This window comes from Blautia sp. An81 (assembly GCF_002161285.1).
Lineage (GTDB): Bacteria > Bacillota > Clostridia > Lachnospirales > Lachnospiraceae > Blautia > Blautia ornithocaccae.
The window spans coordinates 14772-32625 of record NZ_NFHH01000035.1; the positions used below are offsets into that span (position 1 = coordinate 14772).

A 17854-nucleotide genomic window follows, 5' to 3' on the forward strand; every position below is an offset into this window, starting at 1 on the left:
AATACCTCCAGAGAATGAAACTGGAGGTATTTTTATGTCTGAAGAGAAAGAAGAAAAGCTGGAGGCTGCTCAGGAGCAGGATCGACAGATACAAGAACTTGGAGCAGCCATGCTGGAAGAAAATGATAAAAAATATCACATCCAGCTGTTGACGATTATTGGGGAGGTAGAAGGACACGAGTGCCTTCCTAATAACAGTAAGACCACAAAATATGAGCATATTCTTCCAAAACTGGCGGTAATCGAAGACAGCACAGAGACAGATGGTCTTCTGATCTTACTGAATACAGTGGGAGGAGATGTGGAAGCGGGATTGGCTATTGCAGAGATGATCGCATCTCTCAGCAAGCCTACAGTTTCCCTGGTTCTGGGAGGAGGCCATTCTATAGGAGTGCCTATGGCAGTTTCAGCAGACTATTCTTTTATTGTGCCCAGCGCCACTATGGTGATCCACCCGGTACGGAGCAGCGGCATGTTTATCGGTGTTATGCAGACGTATCGGAATATGGAAAAAATTCAGGACAGGATTACCAGATTTATTGCAGACCATTCCAAGATGAAACAAGAGAGGATAGAGGAACTGATGCTGGATACTTCTCAGCTGGTCAAAGATGTAGGAACTATGTTGGAGGGAGAGGAAGCAGTCAGAGAGGGACTGATTGACGAAACCGGAGGAATCAAAGAGGCCATGGAGAAGCTCTATGAACTCATTGAAAAAAGAAAGAACATATGATAAAATAAGCTGTTGATAATAAGAAAATACAAATGAAGAGGTTAGGATAATGACGATAATTGAAGCATTGCTTCTGGGACTTGTCCAGGGAATCACAGAATTTATCCCTGTGAGCAGTTCCGGCCATCTGGCAATCATAGAAAACCTGTTAAATATTAGCCGGGAGGCAGGTCTTCCCTTTGCAGCAGCTGTCCATTTAGCTACAGTGGCAGCGGTAGTGGCAGCACTGCGCAGAGAGATAAAAAAACTTCTGATGGAATTTTGCAGAAGTCTTTACGATGCATATGAGAATATAAGGACTTATTTTCATAACAGGCATGAGAAAGACGCCAGAAGGTATAAGAAGATCATTTCCAACAATTATAGAAAACTGTTTCTGCTGATCGTAATCGCAGCCATTCCCACAGCTGTAGAGGGTTTTCTTCTCCAGGATGTGGCGGAGCTGGCCAGCGGTAATCTCCTGGCACCGGGTATCGGGCTTTTTATTACAGGAATCCTGCTCCTGGTGGCTGATTTCTTCCCGAAAGGGAAAAAAATCCCAAGGGATATCAGCTATTCTACGGCTTTTGTCATAGGAATCCTTCAAGGGCTGACTGTGCTGCCGGGAGTTTCCAGGCTGGGGGTTACTCTGGCTGTCTGTCTGGCCTATGGATTTCAGAGAAAGTTTGCCGTAAAGTATACATTCCTTCTGTCTGTTCCGGTGATCATCGGAGCTTTTATCCTGGAATGTATTCATCTGGCGGGAAATCCAGTGAGCCTGTCAGTATGGGCCTGTTATGGGGCAGGAGCAGTCTTTGCAGGAATTGCAGGCTATTTCTGTATTGGAAAGATGCTGAAGATCCTGCAGAATAAGAGGTTTTATGGTTTTTCTATTTACTGTTTTATCATTGGTGCAGCGGCAATTGCGGGGAGTTTTTTAATCGCATAACGTTGGACAAGACAATATCAAGGGGAGAATAAGGATGGCAGCAAAAAAAGGCGCTACAGGAAGGAAAAAAAGAAAGTCTACAGCCAGAAAAACGCAGACAAAGAAGAGACAGACAGTTGAGAACCGGACCATGGAAACAGAGATCATCCTCTGGATTGTGCTGGCGCTGTCAGTGGTTCTCCTTGTCAGCAATTTTGGCATAGGAGGAGCCGTAGGAAATGCTTTTAGCAGTTTTTTCTTCGGATTGGTAGGGGTAGTGTGCTATGCCCTTCCTTTTTTTCTGTTTTTAGGTACGGCTTTTGTAATCTCAAACAGCAGAAATCCCAGAGCCTATCGAAAGATGGCAGGATTTGCCCTGCTGTTTATTACAGTATGTATGCTTATGCAGATGATTACAGAAGGAGAAGTGCTGGAGGATAATCTGTGGAATTATTTTAATATATCAGCAGAATATAAAACTGGCGGTGGAATCCTGGGAGGAGTTCTGTGCCGCTTTTCTGTGATTGCCTTCGGGTCTGCAGGCACTTATGCGATTATCGTGGCCGCGTTGATGATTTCTCTGGTATTAATTACCCAGAAATCGGTTTTCGACATGATACGAAAATTTACCATGGCTCTTTATCAGGGGGCTGCCAGAAGACAGGAAGAGCGGAAAGAAGCGGAAAAACTCCGAAGAGAGGAAGCGGAAAAGCAGGAAGAACTGGAAGAAAAACGAAAACACCGCAGAGAGAGGTCTGCCCAGGAAACTGAAAAAGTCCGAAAAGATTCCAGAAGAAGGAAAAATAAAGATGATTCTCAGGCAGAAAAACCAAGGATGCCTTTCGTGGAAGAAAGATCAGAAAAAGAGGAAAAGACGGTACTGGAAGAAGAAAAACCATTTGTTCCGGAGAAAGCTTTCCCTATCCATCGTTCAGACCGTCTGGTTCAGGACCTGGAAGAAATCGCGGCAGCTGAAGATGAACAGGAACTCCAGAATGAAGAAGGAAAAGAGGATAAAAGCAGAAAAAATCCCAAATCTTCTCCTGAGGAAATCCGTCAGGGTGTAGATGAAGTAAAAAATCAAATAGAGACCAGAGAGACAGAAAAGAAAAAAGAATATAAATATCCTCCAGTGTCTCTTTTAAAGAAAGGGAAAAACGGCGGCGGAGATTCTAATGCCCATCTCCGGGAAACAGCGGGAAAACTCCAGGAAACCTTACATAATTTCGGCGTAAATGTGACCATTACCGACGTGAGCTGCGGCCCTACGGTAACCCGGTATGAACTGCAGCCGGAACAGGGTGTAAAAGTCAGCAAGATCGTCAGTCTGACAGACGATATTAAGCTGAATCTGGCTGCTACAGATATCCGTATTGAGGCGCCCATACCGGGTAAGGCAGCAGTGGGGATTGAGGTACCAAATGAAAATAACAGTACGGTTATGCTTCGGGACCTTATTCAGTCTGAAGCATTTAAAAACTGTCCTTCCAAGCTGGCTTTTGCAGCAGGAAAGGATATCGGAGGCCGTCCGGTGATCGCAGATATTGCAAAGATGCCTCATCTCCTTATCGCAGGGGCTACCGGCTCCGGTAAATCTGTATGTATCAATACGATTATCGTCAGCCTTCTTTACAAAGCCTCCCCCGATGAGGTAAAATTAATTATGATAGACCCTAAAGTGGTAGAACTAAGCGCATATAACGGAATTCCTCATCTGTTTATTCCGGTTGTGACAGATCCGAAGAAAGCAGCCGGAGCCCTGAATTGGGCTGTAGCAGAGATGATGGAACGATATGATAAGTTTGCCCAGTATAATGTCAGAGATCTGAAAGGTTATAACGCCAAGGTAGAGAATCTGAAGGATATAGAGGATGAAAATAAGCCCAAGGAACTTCCGCAGATTGTTATTATCGTAGATGAGCTGGCTGACCTGATGATGGTGGCGCCAGGAGAGGTTGAGGACGCGATATGCCGTCTTGCTCAGCTTGCCAGAGCAGCAGGAATCCATCTGATCATTGCAACTCAGCGCCCTTCTGTAAATGTTATTACAGGACTGATCAAAGCCAATATGCCATCCAGGATTGCTTTTTCTGTATCTTCTGGCGTGGATTCCAGAACAATCCTGGATATGAATGGGGCAGAAAAGCTGCTGGGCAAGGGTGATATGCTGTTTTATCCTCAGGGCTATCAGAAACCGGCCAGAGTCCAGGGTGCCTTTGTATCAGACCAGGAGGTAGCTGCTGTGGTGAATTTCCTGTCATCCCAGCACCCTGAGACAGAATATGACCGGGAAATTCAGCAGAAGATTGAAGCTGCGAAGGATACAGCATCTCAAACCAGCCAGGGAGGCAGTGAAAGAGACGCTTATTTTACAGATGCAGGGAAATTTATCATTGAAAAGGACAAGGCTTCTATAGGTATGCTTCAGAGAGCTTTCAAAATCGGTTTTAACCGGGCTGCCCGGATCATGGATCAGCTGTGTGACGCAGGAGTAGTCGGCGAGGAAGAAGGTACGAAGCCCAGGAAGGTCCTGATGTCCATGGAGCAATTTGAACAATATATAGAGGAATATTTATAATAAGAATGAGGATTTGATATAGATGAAGTGTGGAAACTGTGGTGCAGATTTGGAAGAAGGAACCCTGTTTTGTCCTGTATGCGGAAAGGAAGTTCAGTGGGTGCCGGAGTACAATACACTGGAGACCCTCATTAAGCAGAGAGAGCTTGAAGAACGGGAAAAGAAACGCAGGGAAATGGAGGCCAGAAAGGAAAGAGAGAAAGAAGAGAGAAAAGCGGAACTGGAGAGGAAAAAGAAAAAGCATAAACGGCAGGTGATTGCCGGCGTGGCAGGAGGCATTATAGTTCTGGGTATCGCTGCTTTTGGATTTATCTATCAGACACAGATAAACTCTTTTGACCATCAGATGAGCCAGGCAGAAACGGCCTATAGAGAGGGCGATTATGACAGTGCTCTTCAATATATAGCCAGGGCCCGGGAATTGGAACCAGACAATCCGGAAGCCGAGATCCTGGAGGCCAGGATTTATGTGCGGGATAATAACGAGTCAGCCGCTCAGTCAATTCTCCTTTCAGTGATCCAGGAGAATCCGGATAATACAACGGCCTATGGAGAACTTTTAAGACTTTATGAACAACAGGGAGAATATACGGCTATCCGTGATCTTATGAACCAGGCCAGTGACAATATGAGAGAAATTTATCAGAACTATGTATGCTCCCTTCCAGAAATTTCTCAGGAGGGAGGTTCCTACAGTGAAGAAGTGACGATTGAAATTTCCAATATCCCTTCGGGAACAACTGTGTATTATACCCTGGACGGTTCTGACCCGGACCAGGACAGTGAAAGATATGAAGAGCCTGTAGAGCTGACTGAAGAGGGGACGTTTACTTTCAAATATATTGCCTATAATGAAAAATCAGTTCCAAGCGATATAGGAGAGGAAGAATATGTTATCAGCTTTGACGCTCCGGAGCGGCCCAAAATCGCACCGGTATCAGGTATGTATGAATATCAGGAAAATATCATTGTAACTGCTCCTGAGGGCTGTACGGTGTATTATGCTTTTGATGAAACACCTACAGTAGACAGTACGGAGTATACCGGGCCTGTAGCTATGCCTCAGGGAGAACATACTTTTTCCGCTATTGCCGTAGACAGCCGGGGGAAAAAGAGTCCTGTAGCCAGTGAAGTATATGTATATTACGGATATTAGGGAAAAAACCGCCTATTATAGAGGCAGATTGCACAAAATTCGCTGCTTTAACGAGAAAGTGGATTGAATTTTTATGCGGTTTGTCTTATACTAACATGTAGCAATCATAACAATATATCGACAAAAGCCAAAAGAAAGCAGATTTTTGCTGGAAGGTCAGCAGATAAGCCGATATTTTGTAAGAATATGAGGAGGAGACTATGTATAAGATTCTAAAAGCACAACAGCTTAATGAGGTTGTTTATCTCATGGATGTAGAAGCGCCTATGGTTGCAAAGCATTGTATGCCGGGCCAGTTTGTCATTGTTAAATTAGATGACAAGGGTGAAAGGATTCCTTTGACCATTTGTGATTATGACAGAGAGGCGGGTACGATCACGATTGTATTCCAGCCGGTGGGAGCCTCCACAGAGAAATTTACAAAACTTAAGGCAGGAGACGCTTTCGAGGATTTTGTTGGTCCTCTGGGATGTCCATCTGAGCTTGTAAATGAAGATATAGAGGATTTGAAGAAAGAAAAACTTCTGTTTGTTGCCGGCGGTGTAGGTACTGCACCTGTTTATCCTCAGGTGAAATGGCTGCATGAACAGGGAATTGAAGCGGATGTTATCGTAGGAGCCAAGACAAAAGACCTGATCATTCTGGAAAAGGAAATGGAAGCTGTAGCAGGAAATTTATATATTACTACAGATGACGGTTCCTATGGCCGCAGCGGTATGGTTACTAAAGTTATCGATGACCTTATGGCAGAAGGTAAGACTTATACAAAATGTATATCCATCGGTCCTATGATCATGATGAAATTCTGTTGTCTGACTACTCAGAAATACAATATTCCGACTATCGTATCCATGAATCCTATCATGGTAGATGGTACAGGAATGTGCGGCGCCTGTCGTGTGATCGTAGGCGGAGAAGTGAAATTTGCCTGTGTAGACGGCCCTGAATTTGACGGACATAAGATTGACTGGGATCTTGCAATGAAGAGACAGCAGATGTATAAGACTGAGGAAGGAAGAGCATTGCTGAAAGAGCGTGAGGGAGATACTCATCACGGCGGATGCGGAAACTGCGGAGGTGACGAATAATGGGTAACGTATTAGAAAAAGTACCTGTCAGAGAACAGGATCCAAAGGTAAGAGCCACAAATTTTGAAGAGGTTTGTCTCGGATATAATAAAGAAGAAGCTATGGAAGAGGCGGCTCGCTGCCTGAACTGTAAAAACGCTAAATGTATCAAGGGATGTCCTGTTTCAATTAATATCCCTGCTTTTGTTCATGAAGTGAAGGAAGGCAATTTTGAAGAAGCGTACAAAGTGATCAGCCAGTCCAGCGCACTTCCTGCTGTATGCGGACGTGTATGTCCTCAGGAAACCCAGTGTGAGGGCGTCTGCATCAGAGGCGTAAAGGGCGAGGCTGTGTCTATTGGAAAGCTGGAACGTTTTGTAGCTGACTGGGCAAAGGAAAACGGTATCAAGCCGGAAGCTCCTGCTGAGAAGAACGGCCATAAAATAGCCGTGATCGGTTCCGGTCCTTCCGGACTTACCTGTGCAGGTGACCTTGCAAAACTGGGATATGATGTAACTATTTTTGAAGCTCTTCATCAGCCGGGAGGAGTTCTGGTATACGGTATTCCGGAGTTCCGTCTTCCAAAAGATAAAGTAGTAAAAGAAGAAGTGGAAAACGTAAAATCTCTTGGCGTTAAGATAGAGACCAACGTAATCATCGGTAAGTCTACTACTATCGATGAGCTGCTGGAAAAGGGCGGCTTCGAAGCGGTATTTATCGGCTCAGGAGCAGGTCTTCCTATGTTTATGGGAATTCCGGGGGAAGTATCCAATGGAGTCTTCTCTGCAAACGAATACCTTACAAGAAGCAATCTGATGAAAGCTTTCCGTGAGGATTACGATACACCGATCAAGACAGGAAAGAAAGTTGTGGTAGTAGGCGGCGGAAACGTTGCTATGGACGCTGCCAGAACAGCTCTCCGTCTGGGTGCAGAGGTACATATCGTATACAGAAGAAGTGAAGAAGAACTTCCGGCCAGAAGAGAAGAAGTTCACCATGCAAAAGAAGAGGGTGTGATTTTTGACCTTCTTACAAACCCTGTAGAAATCATTCCAGATGAAAACGGCTGGGTGAAAGCAATCAAGTGTGTGCGTATGGAACTGGGAGAGCCAGATGCTTCTGGAAGAAGACGTCCGGTAGTTATCGAAGGTTCTGAATTTACCATGGAAGCAGACACTGTGATCATGTCCCTGGGAACTTCACCAAACCCACTGATTTCTTCTACAACAATCGGTCTGGATATTAACAGAAGAAAATGTATCATTGCCGATGAGGAAAACGGCCAGACTTCTAAAGAAGGCGTATTTGCAGGCGGTGACGCCGTAACAGGAGCTGCTACAGTTATCCTGGCTATGGGCGCTGGAAAGGCTGCTGCAAAAGGTATTGATGAATTTATCAAAAACAGAAAATAAAATTAAACAGATTTAAATCTGTAAAATAGGGGAACTGCTGTATGAACAACATTAAGAGATTGATGTTGACGCAGCAGTTCCCTTTTTATGCAGGAAAAAATCAGGACAACTTCGACAATTTATAAATATGCATTTAAATGTATAAAAGGAAATTATAAATATGAATTGCATATATCGGAGGAATAACTTAGAATATAAGAAAGATTTTCAGATAACGCATCATGATCTATAAAGGAGATATAGTATGTCGGAATGCAGAAACGAGACGTCTTACTCTGTTACCCAGTGGGTCAGGGAAGAATTGGAGAAAAATACAGATCCAGACTATCGGGAGTTCCATAAATCCTTAGTTCCGGGAATGGGAAACTTTTTGGGAGTTCGTGTACCTCAGCTCCGTAGGATCAGCAAAAAGGCAGCCAGAGAGGACTACTGGAGCTTTACAAAAGAGGCAGATCCAGAGATCTATGAGGAGTTGATGATCAGGGGAATGATGATTGGATATGCCAGATTAAGTAGAGAAGAGCGTTGCCGGGAGCTGGAGGCTTTTGTGCCGTATATCAACAACTGGGCCATCTGTGACTGCTGCTGCGCCACTTATAAGTTCATGGAAAAAGACCAGGAGGAGTGGTTTGCCTTTTTAGAACTATATGCAGACAGTGTACAGGAGTATGAAATACGTTTTGCGTTGGTTTCTATCCTTGATTTTTTTATCAACGAGGAGTATATAGACCGGGTTCTGGAAATTCTGGGGAAAGTACATCATGAAGGATATTATGTGAAAATGGCGGCAGCCTGGGCAGTTTCTGTCTGCTATGTGAAATTTCCAGAGAAGACGGAAGTCTTTCTCCGCAAAAATCTTCTGGACGACTTTACTCACAATAAGGCGATCCAGAAAATCCGGGAGTCCTATCGGGTTTCAAAGGAAGACAAAGAAAGATTAAAAGAACTGAGGAGGGAGAGAGTTTCCTATGAAAGCGGAAGTAAATGACAAAATTAGAATTATCAATAAAATGAATGACTGGTCTATGGAGTACCAGGAAGGAGATATTTTTACAGTAGAGAGCACCTGGTATGGAGGCGTCAACGTGACCAGCAAGACCGGAGTGCCGATTTCCCTGGATGAAGTAGAATATGAGGTGATGAAAACAGAAGATTCGTCGGGAGTTTCGGGGAAAGAAGAGAAAAAGGTCCTGCTCCATGCAGATACGAAAAAGGGACTTATACGAGCATTGAAAGCCGGAGCAGAGCTGTTCTGTGCATGGGAACAGGAAGGCCAGCCGGGAAAGATTCAGATCCTGGCAGAGGATCAGGCAGTCTGTGGCTGCAGGGACAGGGAAGAAATCGGAGAGAAGATAAAAGAGCTGACAGGAAAAGGAGGTCGTATCCTGGTCTGCAAAAAGTCTATGGCAGAGTGCGGTACAGAAGAACAGGAACTGCCAGGAGGTGCAGAGACTGTTCCCTGGGGAATTTCAGAGCTGCTCCAGAAACAGGCAGAAGGATATCTTTATATAAAGTTTTAGGAAGGAACGGAAATCATGAAGATTACCATTGTAACTGTTGGAAAAATCAAAGAAAAATATCTCCGGGACGCTGTAGATGAATATACAAAACGTCTGAGTAAATATTGCAGGCTGGAAATTATTCAGGTGGCAGATGAAAAGACTCCGGAGAATGCCAGCGAGACAGTGGAGAACCAGATACGCCAGAAAGAAGGAGAACGGATTTTAAAGTATCTGAAAGAGGATGCTTACGTCATCACATTGGAAATTGGCGGAAAGATGCTGGATTCCGTAGAATTTTCCAAGAAGATAGAAAATCTGGGGATTCAGGGGAAGAGCCATCTTATCTTTGTCATCGGCGGTTCCATCGGCCTGGGCCAGGAGGTGTTGAAGCGCTCCGACTATGGGCTCAGCTTTTCCAAGATGACCTTTCCACATCAGCTTATGCGGGTCATATTGCTGGAACAGATATACAGAGGGTACCGTATTATGGCGGGAGAGCCGTATCATAAGTAAGGGCGGCTTTATAGCCTGACATCCTTGCTATTTTGAGGAGGAGATAACTTTATGAGAAAATTATGCTCAGAAGCAGAAAAAATTATGACTGAACGTTTTGGAAAAGACACAGTGATTGCATTAGCGACGGTGGAACAGGAAGTGCCGTATGTACGGAAGGTAAATGCTTATTATGAGGATGGTTCATTTTATATCATTACATATGCACTTTCTAATAAAATAAAACAAATAGAAAAGAACCCAAATGTTGCGATAGCAGGTGAATGGTTTACCGCACACGGAAAGGGTAAGAATTTAGGGTATTTCGGAAAAGAAGAAAATCGTACAATTGCTGAGAAACTGAAAATTGTTTTTGCCCAATGGATTGATAATGGACATAATGATTTTGATGATGAAAACACTATAATTTTATGTGTGGAATTAACGGACGGACTGTTACTTTCACATGGAACAAGATATGAGTTTTAAACTTCGAATTCCCATTATCTTATGCGGTATGTTGATGCGAAAAAGATCACTACAAAGAAATGAAGGAGGTATTGTAAAATGGCGAGAGAGGAGTATGTGGAAAAAATGAAGAAGGACGATGACTGGGCACCCGGCTGGGATGCAATCGACAGAGAGTTTGACCGGCTGTATCCCGGACAAGAGCCTGCTCATTACGGTACAAATATCCACGCAAGAGCGATTTTCGGAGGCGATAATTATCTTGACGGATATTCTATTTATGAATCTCAGAAAGGCTATCAGCATATAGTCACATACGGAATGAGCGAGCTCTATGCGGAGGAAGAGGCCTTTGGAGGAGAGTACAGCAGATGGGGATATGAGATGACTATAAAGCTTAAAGAAAACAGTGCGGAAGATTGTTTATGGGCACTGGATATGCTGTCAAATCTTGCACGATATACATACACAACCGAAAGATTTTTTGAAGCGGGCGAATGTGTGCCAGGAAACGGAACTTCTCTTCACATAGGGACGGAGTCGCTCATAACAGCACTTCTTATTGTGAATGATACCTCTGCGCAGACTCTGGATACACTGCATGGTAAAGTGGAATTTCTTCAGTTTGTGGGAATAACAGAGTCAGAGCTGGATGCGATTAGAGAAGACAGCAGTAATATTTCCCTTCTGGTAGAGAAGATGAAGAAGGATAACCCGGAACTGATAACGGATATGAAGAGAAAAAAATCTTATTTATAGAAAAATGCAGGCGGAGGGATGATTATTCCAAAAGTATTAAATTCAGAGATGGATGCCTGTGGAGAAAAAAGAAAGAATTGCTTAATTTATTAAAACCGCATTCGGATATGTTATAGAGCGATATATCATAAATAATTGCAGCAGGGAAGTGGAAATGTTATTATGCGTTGCTTGCGGCAACGGGCAGGTTTTCGTACAATTGTGACAACAATTGAAAGAAGGGAGGTTGGATTTCATGCTAAATGAAAACATTAAAGCAATCAGAAAATCAAAGGGTCTGTCACAGGAAGAACTTGCTATTAAGCTGCATGTAGTGCGACAAACAATATCCAAATGGGAGCAAGGACTGTCAGTCCCTGATTCGAATATGTTAATCTCTATATCGGAAGTCCTTGAAACGCCCGTAAGCACTTTGCTTGGAGAAACGATTGCTGAGCCGAAAAGGAATGATTTAAAAGCAATTTCTGAAAAACTGGAGGTTATAAATTTGCAGCTTGCAAAAAAGGCGGCAGCAAAACGGAAAATGCTTCAGTGGCTATTTATCTTCATTGCGTGTGGTATAGTGATAATATTTGCAGCTTTACTAGTATTAAATAGTCCATACTTGGGCTGGGATTATAGTGATCCTGAATTAGCTGTTGCCGGAGTGATTTATCACGCAGCTGAATGGCTGTTTGTCAGATTAGCACCGATTATCCTTATAGGGGCAATTGCCGGGATATTTTTGACAAGGAAAAAAGATTGAGCAGTTTGCAGAACATGATCATCTTGACTGGTAAAAAAAGATGTACTATCATCTAATTAGTTGATAGTACATCTTTTTTAAGGAGGGATCAATGTGGATATCACACAGCGTCAGATTACAAAAATAGCCAGGGAGGTGGGGAAGTTTACTTCCCGGATGATGAAAGCAGAAGGGGTCGGCACTGCGGAGTTCGATCTCATTCATGTTGTACGGAAAAGGCCCGGCATCACGCAAGCGGAAATAAGTAAAATCTTAGGGGCAGACAAAGGGGCTGTGGCAAAGCAGACTGCCAATCTGGAGGCAAAGGGTTACCTTCGGAGAGAAAATAATCCGGCAGATGGGCGCAGCCAGCTTATTTTTCCTACGGAGCAGGCCCAGAGCCTGAAAAATTCCAAAGCCCACATTGAGGCTCTGTTTTATGAATGGCTTATTGAACCACTTTCAAAGGAGGAGCAGAAGGAGTTTGCGCATCTGCTGGATATTCTTTATCATCGGTGCAAAGAAGAAAGCAAAGCCGATTTTCCTGAGATGACAGCACGCATAAGGGAGTGTGAGTAATATGGATATGGATGTCAGTCAAAAGAAAAAACATCTGTCCCAGGCAATGGTATTTCTCATTCTGTTTGGAATCGTCAGTCTGTTCTCTGACATGACCCATGAGGGCGCTTCCAGTATCCGGGGAGCGTATTTGTCTGTCATGGGAGCTTCTGCCGGTGCGATTGGCTTTTTCTCCGGTTTGGGAGAACTGGTCGGATATTCTATGCGATATGTATTCGGAAAACTTACGGATAAAACCCGGCAGTATTGGCCGATTACAATCTTTGGCTATGTACTGGATGTGTTGGCAGTGCCGGCATTGGCTCTGGTAGGAGAGCATGGATGGGTATGGGCATGTCTGTTGCTGCTCATTCAGCGGATGGGCAAAGCTATTAAGAAACCGGCAAAAGATACGATTATGTCCTTTGCGGCATCTCAGGAAGGTGTCGGAAAGAGCTTCGGCCTGCAGGAACTGTTAGATCAGATCGGCGCTTTTTTAGGACCGGTACTGCTATACCTGGTAATGCTTTTTCGGACAGAGGGAGATGTCTTTCAGACCTATGCTTTCTGCTTTGGGGTGCTTGCTATTCCTGGTGCTATTACGCTGGTTCTGCTCCTTGTTACCCGGCGCAGATTCCCAAATCCGGAACAATTTGAGCCTGAGCCGAAAGAACACGTTCCTTTCCGCATGAGAAAAAGTTTTGTACTATATATTGCAGGGATCAGCTGTTTTGCTTTTGGATTTATTGACTATTCCCTTATCATTATGCATGTTTCCAGGACTTATACCGGCCTGGCGGCCAGTCTGGCAGAGACATCTTCGCTGGTAACAGAGGGAACCCTTCCTTTGCTTTATGCCGGTGCGATGTTAGTAGATGCTGCAGCCGCTCTTGTATTCGGGCATCTTTATGATAAGATCGGCGTAAAGGCACTGATGATTTCTACGCTGCTTTCCAGTGTGTTTGCTGTTTTTGTATTTTCCATTCACTCTATCCATATGCTCCTGCTGGGTGTAGCTCTTTGGGGAATCGGGATGGGCGCTCAGGAATCTATCCTGAAAGCTGTGGTCACTTCTATGGTTCCTAAAGACTGCCGGGCCACGGGATATGGCATTTTTGAATGTTCCTTTGGTATCTTCTGGTTCCTTGGAAGCTGGATCATGGGTGTGCTTTATGATATGAGCATTCCTGCCATGGTAATTATATCGGTTATTGCACAGTTTGCGGCTATTCCCCTTTACCTTGCTTCAGACAGATGCGCCCGGACTGAGAATATCCATTTAGGCAGCTGATGTTCCGCTCTCTTTTTGCATGAGCGAGAAATAAAATGACAGGGAAATAAACCAATGTTATAATGAAGAAAAAACAGGCCGACAGTTTGGAATTTGCGGAGGAAACAGAATATGTGGATATGCCCAAAATGCGGGAGGGAGTTTAAAAGAGCAAATCAAGGTCATTACTGCGGGAAAGCACCGGAAACAGTATTAGAATATATAAATTCGCAGCCCATAGAGACACGTTCTCATTTAACAGAAATGATGATCATATTACAAAAAAGTGTTCCGTGTGTAAATGAACGTATATTATGGAGTATGCCGTATTATGAGAAAGAAGGAAAATCCATTTCCTTTTCTGCTTGTAAAAAGCACGTCAGCTTTTATGTAGGGATTAAAGCTATTGAAAAGTTTGCACTGGAGTTAGAAGAAGTTGTTACTAAGAAAAATGCAATATATTTTCCTTATGATAGAGAACTACCTACAAAATTGATTGAAGATATTGCAAAATGGTGTTTAAGCTGATTTGACATATGCAATCCAGGAGGTGATCGATTGAAAATAGAAATCGGAAAAGACTTTCCAAAATATTTTAAACCTTCCTATCCGGAAGAATTTGACTTGTTTTCACATTTTGAGGTGACGGCTGGAATACCGACAGTTTTATTTGCAATTACTACATGGAAAGAAAACGGAGAGCCAAATGTTTGCTTTCATTCATGGAGTTGTTTTCATGGAGATAAAACTGCCTTTTTTGCCGTAATGGGGAATCTGTATCAACATACCCATACCTACGCCAATATTCAAAGGGAAAAATGTTTTTGTATAAATTTTCTGCCTATATGCTATTACGATAAACTGGTAGATACCATTCATCACAACGATATGGAAACCGATGAATTTGCTGTGGGAGGCTTTACACTTTCCAATGGAAAAACGATTCATGCACCGGCTATTCAAGAGGCTTTTATCAATATAGAATGTACCTTGAAAGAGACAAAGGATCTAAGCGGTGTAGGAATTACGGCTATGGTTATCGGACAAGTACTGCATATTTCTGTAGAAAAAGAATATGCCCAGGGCTATGCACAAAGATATGGAAAAGAAGGCTTTATGATGCTGATACCAGCGCCTCAGGATCTGGTTACCGGCGAGCCAAATCTGTCGGCAATTGGTACAATAAACATTGAAAAATATGATTGACAGTATATAAGACATGAAAAGAAAACGGAAGCTTGGAGGAATTGTTATGAAACGGGAGTTAGGAATTGCACGCTGCGGACTGGCCTGTTGTTTATGTTCTGAAAACGCAGCCTGTTCCGGCTGTGATTCAGGTCAATGTCCGGACAAAGACTGGTGCGAAAACAGAAAATGCTCTATTGAAAAAGAAAAACAACATTGTTATGAATGCGATGAAGAGTGCAGAAAAGGATTATTAGGCAAAATAAAACCCTATGCTTTTACATTATTTGTTAAAAGATATGGTGAAGCATATCTTTTGGACTGTCTGGAAAAAAACGAGGCCAATGGAATTGTTTACCACCGTGATGGCATAAATGGGGACTATGACGACTTTGAGGATGTGGAAGCACTGATAGAATACATAAAAACCGGAAACAGATAAATTTATGGAGCTTATTTATGGCAGATTTTGGATTAAATGAAATGTTAGCAATGCAAAAAGAATTGCAGGATAAATATAAAGATAAATGGGAACCGATTTCTCCTGAAACAGGGAAAAATAAATTACTCTGGATGATAGGTGAAATCGGAGAAGTAATTGATATCATTAAAAAGAACGGCAGTGAAAATGCTGTTTCAGATGACACTTTGCGGGAACAACTTATCGAAGAACTTGCAGATGTTCTTATGTATTATAATGATGTTCTTCTTTGTTATGGAATAACTGCAGATGAATTAAAACAGTCTTATACAAACAAGTTTAGGAAAAACATGACACGCTGGTAAATCCGAATTAGAAAATAGAGTTAATGGGATATAATATAATCAATAAGTATCATATACGATATGGAGAAATTGAAATGTTAATTGATTTTAATGAGTTAAAGGAAATACATATGCCGGGAATGAACAATGGCACAGGCGAGATGACGGCCAGAATGTATATGGATGACAAAGGTAAGATCATTCCTTGTGCCATACATGCCGGCGGTTCCATCGGCATGCATAGTCATCCCACAAGTGACGACATCAATTATATTCTTTCAGGAACCGGTAAAGCAGTTTGTGACGGAACAGAAGAAATCCTTAATCCGGGGACTTGTCACATCTGTCCAAAAGGATCAGAGCATAGTATCATCAACACCGGAAATGAAGACTTAGTTATGCTGACTATTGTTGTGGAGCGATAAATCCTGAATATTATTGTATAAAAGGGAGAAGCAGACTCATGAGAACTCTTTTTTTGACCTCAAGCGGTTTAAACGAAAAAATTACATCATTGTTTTGGAAATGCGTTGGAAAAGAACCGATTGACACAAAAGCGATTTTGGTTCCATCTGCAGCAGTGGAGAATGATGGAGCGAGAGAAGGTATTATCGTATGTATGGAGCGTCTTATGAATATGGGGATATCGGTAAATAATATCCTCATTTATGATCTGGCGCTTTTGCTTTCTGATGGATACAAAAGAACCTATTCAAGCTATGTCCGGAATATACCGGATCAGCTTCGATTAATGAATGCCCGGGAGCTGGCTCAGTATGATGTGATCGCCTTTTGCGGCGGGAATGCCCGGAGACTTATGGATGAAGTAAATAGGACAGGGCTTTCGGAACCGCTAAAACAGGCCATTGAAAAGGGGCTGGTATATCTGGGGATAAGCGCAGGCAGTATGATCGCAGCAGGAAATTTTGCCGATAGTTTGGGCTATCTGGCAAATCCCTTGATACCCCATGCTGAAAAAGGAAGTCCTTGTGGAGAAATATCAAAGAAGGATTTGATCGAATTAGCAGATGGACAAACAGTATTGATCAGAGGAGAATGTCAGAAAATTATCTGTTGAAGTGGAGTTTTTGGAGGCGCCATTATGAATGAAAGAGAAAAAATTATCCGTTTATGGTTTGATATGTGGCTTACACAACAGGATTTAGGTATTGACGAGATTTTCACAGAAGATGTGGTCTATACAGAGAGTTGGGGTCCTAAGTATGAAGACCGCAAAACAGTGAAACATTGGTTTCATGAATGGAATACACGGGGGAAAGTTATCAGCTGGGAGATAAAGCAGTTTTTCCATAAAGATGACCAAACTATAGCAGAGTGGTATTTCAAAAACGAAATGCGTACAGGAGGAAAAGAGGAATTTGACGGAATGTCCTTAATTAAATGGACAACTGATAATAAAATAAGATCCCTGACCGAATTTGGGTGTAATCGAAATAACTATAATCCTTATCAAAATGGAGACAAGCCTCAATTTAAAGATGAAAAAATAAGCTGGTTTTAATTATCTTTGCTATAAAAGCGATTTTGAGGAAAGCACAGAATAATTTGCAGGAGATTATCATGGAACTTATTAAAGATATCATAAAAGCGCTGATAGAAGGCATTATTGAATATAAAGCAGAAAATAAAATTAGTGAAAAAAGAAAAGAATATTTTAGACATAGAAAAGGAAAGTGGCAAAAGATTTGCTTCATCGCATCCATAATACTTGCTTTAACACTTGTGACCATAGGTTTGTGTCTGATCATTCAGAGAAAAATGATAGGCATGTTATTGGTTTGCGCCGGTATAGGAATCGGCCTGTCCATAGCAGTTGATCTGGGAACAGCAGAAAGAAAATGACAGGGAAAAGCCGGGGTATTATAATAAACAAAACTGGTATGATAACTTGGTATTTATGAGATGGACAAACATGTCTATTAGAAGAAATTTTTTTGGTGAAAACTAGACATAGATAAACTGAAATTGCGGTAAATATGGAAGGAGAAAGGTAAATATGGAATGGCTGCCAATTATTGTGATAGCGGTACTTATTGTAATATTAGGTCTATATTTTATTGTCAAACAGGCAGTAAAAGATGCATTGAAAGAATATTTTGAAGATAAAAGGAAAGAGGATCTTAAGAACTAGAATAGACAATTCTTTAGGTTAGAATCGATGATGGGGTAAACGAAAAAGCAGTTTTGGCATTCCAGTGAACTGCCTCTTCGTTTACACCATTTTCGATTTGGCCTAATTGAACAAAGTGAGCGTCCG

Annotated in this window: 23 protein-coding genes; all 23 read left to right on the plus strand. The window is 42.5% G+C overall.

Annotated elements, in window-relative coordinates; translation table 11 throughout:
- Positions 1-34 precede the first annotated feature (34 nt).
- Positions 35-733 (plus strand): ClpP family protease, encoded by a 699-nt coding sequence (locus B5G33_RS19005; RefSeq protein WP_087274154.1) that lies wholly within the window; start codon positions 35-37, stop codon positions 731-733.
- 49 nt (positions 734-782) lie between these two features.
- The gene (locus B5G33_RS19010; RefSeq protein WP_087418775.1) at positions 783-1661 is read left to right on the plus strand and encodes an undecaprenyl-diphosphate phosphatase; all 879 of its coding nucleotides are present in this window, start codon (positions 783-785) and stop codon (positions 1659-1661) included.
- Positions 1662-1695: 34 nt separating this feature from the next.
- Positions 1696-4218, plus strand: coding sequence for an FtsK/SpoIIIE family DNA translocase (locus tag B5G33_RS19015; RefSeq protein ID WP_087418776.1), 2523 nt, complete (start codon positions 1696-1698; stop codon positions 4216-4218).
- Positions 4219-4240: 22 nt separating this feature from the next.
- Positions 4241-5374 carry a chitobiase/beta-hexosaminidase C-terminal domain-containing protein gene (locus tag B5G33_RS19020; protein ID WP_087418777.1) on the plus strand — a complete coding sequence of 378 codons (1134 nt, stop codon included), beginning with the start codon at positions 4241-4243 and terminating at the stop codon, positions 5372-5374.
- Positions 5375-5574: 200 nt separating this feature from the next.
- A complete protein-coding gene (locus B5G33_RS19025; RefSeq protein WP_087418778.1) occupies positions 5575-6462 on the plus strand; it encodes a sulfide/dihydroorotate dehydrogenase-like FAD/NAD-binding protein in 888 nt (295 codons plus the stop codon).
- Positions 6462-7853, plus strand: a complete 1392-nt coding sequence (gltA, locus tag B5G33_RS19030) for an NADPH-dependent glutamate synthase (protein ID WP_087274164.1) — start codon at positions 6462-6464, stop codon at positions 7851-7853. Before B5G33_RS19025 ends, gltA begins: the two co-directional genes overlap by 1 nt.
- A gap of 244 nt (positions 7854-8097) precedes the next feature.
- A complete protein-coding gene (locus tag B5G33_RS19035; protein ID WP_087274166.1) occupies positions 8098-8841 on the plus strand; it encodes a DNA alkylation repair protein in 744 nt (247 codons plus the stop codon).
- A complete protein-coding gene (locus B5G33_RS21460; RefSeq protein WP_158229657.1) occupies positions 8822-9373 on the plus strand; it encodes a DsrE family protein in 552 nt (183 codons plus the stop codon). Before B5G33_RS19035 ends, B5G33_RS21460 begins: the two co-directional genes overlap by 20 nt.
- A gap of 15 nt (positions 9374-9388) precedes the next feature.
- Entirely contained in the window at positions 9389-9868 is a 480-nt protein-coding gene (rlmH, locus tag B5G33_RS19045; protein ID WP_087274168.1) for a 23S rRNA (pseudouridine(1915)-N(3))-methyltransferase RlmH, read from the plus strand.
- Positions 9869-9919: 51 nt separating this feature from the next.
- The gene (locus B5G33_RS19050; protein WP_087274170.1) at positions 9920-10336 is read left to right on the plus strand and encodes a pyridoxamine 5'-phosphate oxidase family protein; all 417 of its coding nucleotides are present in this window, start codon (positions 9920-9922) and stop codon (positions 10334-10336) included.
- Positions 10337-10414: 78 nt separating this feature from the next.
- Positions 10415-11074 carry a suppressor of fused domain protein gene (locus B5G33_RS19055; protein WP_087274172.1) on the plus strand — a complete coding sequence of 220 codons (660 nt, stop codon included), beginning with the start codon at positions 10415-10417 and terminating at the stop codon, positions 11072-11074.
- A 235-nt stretch (positions 11075-11309) separates the two neighbouring features.
- On the plus strand, positions 11310-11819 hold the full coding sequence (locus B5G33_RS19060) for a helix-turn-helix domain-containing protein (protein ID WP_087418779.1): 510 nt from the start codon (positions 11310-11312) through the stop codon (positions 11817-11819).
- Positions 11820-11912: 93 nt separating this feature from the next.
- On the plus strand, positions 11913-12377 hold the full coding sequence (locus tag B5G33_RS19065; RefSeq protein WP_087275061.1) for a MarR family winged helix-turn-helix transcriptional regulator: 465 nt from the start codon (positions 11913-11915) through the stop codon (positions 12375-12377).
- Between the two features lies 1 nt (position 12378).
- Positions 12379-13647 carry an MFS transporter gene (locus tag B5G33_RS19070; protein ID WP_242971430.1) on the plus strand — a complete coding sequence of 423 codons (1269 nt, stop codon included), beginning with the start codon at positions 12379-12381 and terminating at the stop codon, positions 13645-13647.
- A gap of 111 nt (positions 13648-13758) precedes the next feature.
- Positions 13759-14154, plus strand: coding sequence for an iron chaperone (locus B5G33_RS19075; RefSeq protein ID WP_087418780.1), 396 nt, complete (start codon positions 13759-13761; stop codon positions 14152-14154).
- A 30-nt stretch (positions 14155-14184) separates the two neighbouring features.
- Positions 14185-14832, plus strand: a complete 648-nt coding sequence (locus tag B5G33_RS19080) for a flavin reductase family protein (RefSeq protein ID WP_087275059.1) — start codon at positions 14185-14187, stop codon at positions 14830-14832.
- Between the two features lie 46 nt (positions 14833-14878).
- Entirely contained in the window at positions 14879-15253 is a 375-nt protein-coding gene (locus B5G33_RS19085; RefSeq protein ID WP_087275058.1) for a hypothetical protein, read from the plus strand.
- A gap of 17 nt (positions 15254-15270) precedes the next feature.
- The gene (locus B5G33_RS19090; RefSeq protein WP_087275057.1) at positions 15271-15597 is read left to right on the plus strand and encodes a MazG nucleotide pyrophosphohydrolase domain-containing protein; all 327 of its coding nucleotides are present in this window, start codon (positions 15271-15273) and stop codon (positions 15595-15597) included.
- 74 nt (positions 15598-15671) lie between these two features.
- Positions 15672-16001: a cupin domain-containing protein gene (locus B5G33_RS19095; protein ID WP_087275056.1), complete on the plus strand. Its 330-nt coding sequence runs from the start codon at positions 15672-15674 to the stop codon at positions 15999-16001.
- Positions 16002-16054: 53 nt separating this feature from the next.
- Positions 16055-16654 carry a Type 1 glutamine amidotransferase-like domain-containing protein gene (locus B5G33_RS19100; RefSeq protein WP_242974774.1) on the plus strand — a complete coding sequence of 200 codons (600 nt, stop codon included), beginning with the start codon at positions 16055-16057 and terminating at the stop codon, positions 16652-16654.
- A gap of 24 nt (positions 16655-16678) precedes the next feature.
- Positions 16679-17098: a nuclear transport factor 2 family protein gene (locus B5G33_RS19105; protein ID WP_087275054.1), complete on the plus strand. Its 420-nt coding sequence runs from the start codon at positions 16679-16681 to the stop codon at positions 17096-17098.
- A gap of 59 nt (positions 17099-17157) precedes the next feature.
- Positions 17158-17439 carry a hypothetical protein gene (locus tag B5G33_RS19110; protein ID WP_087275053.1) on the plus strand — a complete coding sequence of 94 codons (282 nt, stop codon included), beginning with the start codon at positions 17158-17160 and terminating at the stop codon, positions 17437-17439.
- A 154-nt stretch (positions 17440-17593) separates the two neighbouring features.
- Complete coding sequence (locus B5G33_RS22120) at positions 17594-17728, plus strand: DUF6019 family protein (RefSeq protein WP_242971429.1); 135 nt, start codon at positions 17594-17596, stop codon at positions 17726-17728.
- Positions 17729-17854: the final 126 nt, after the last annotated feature.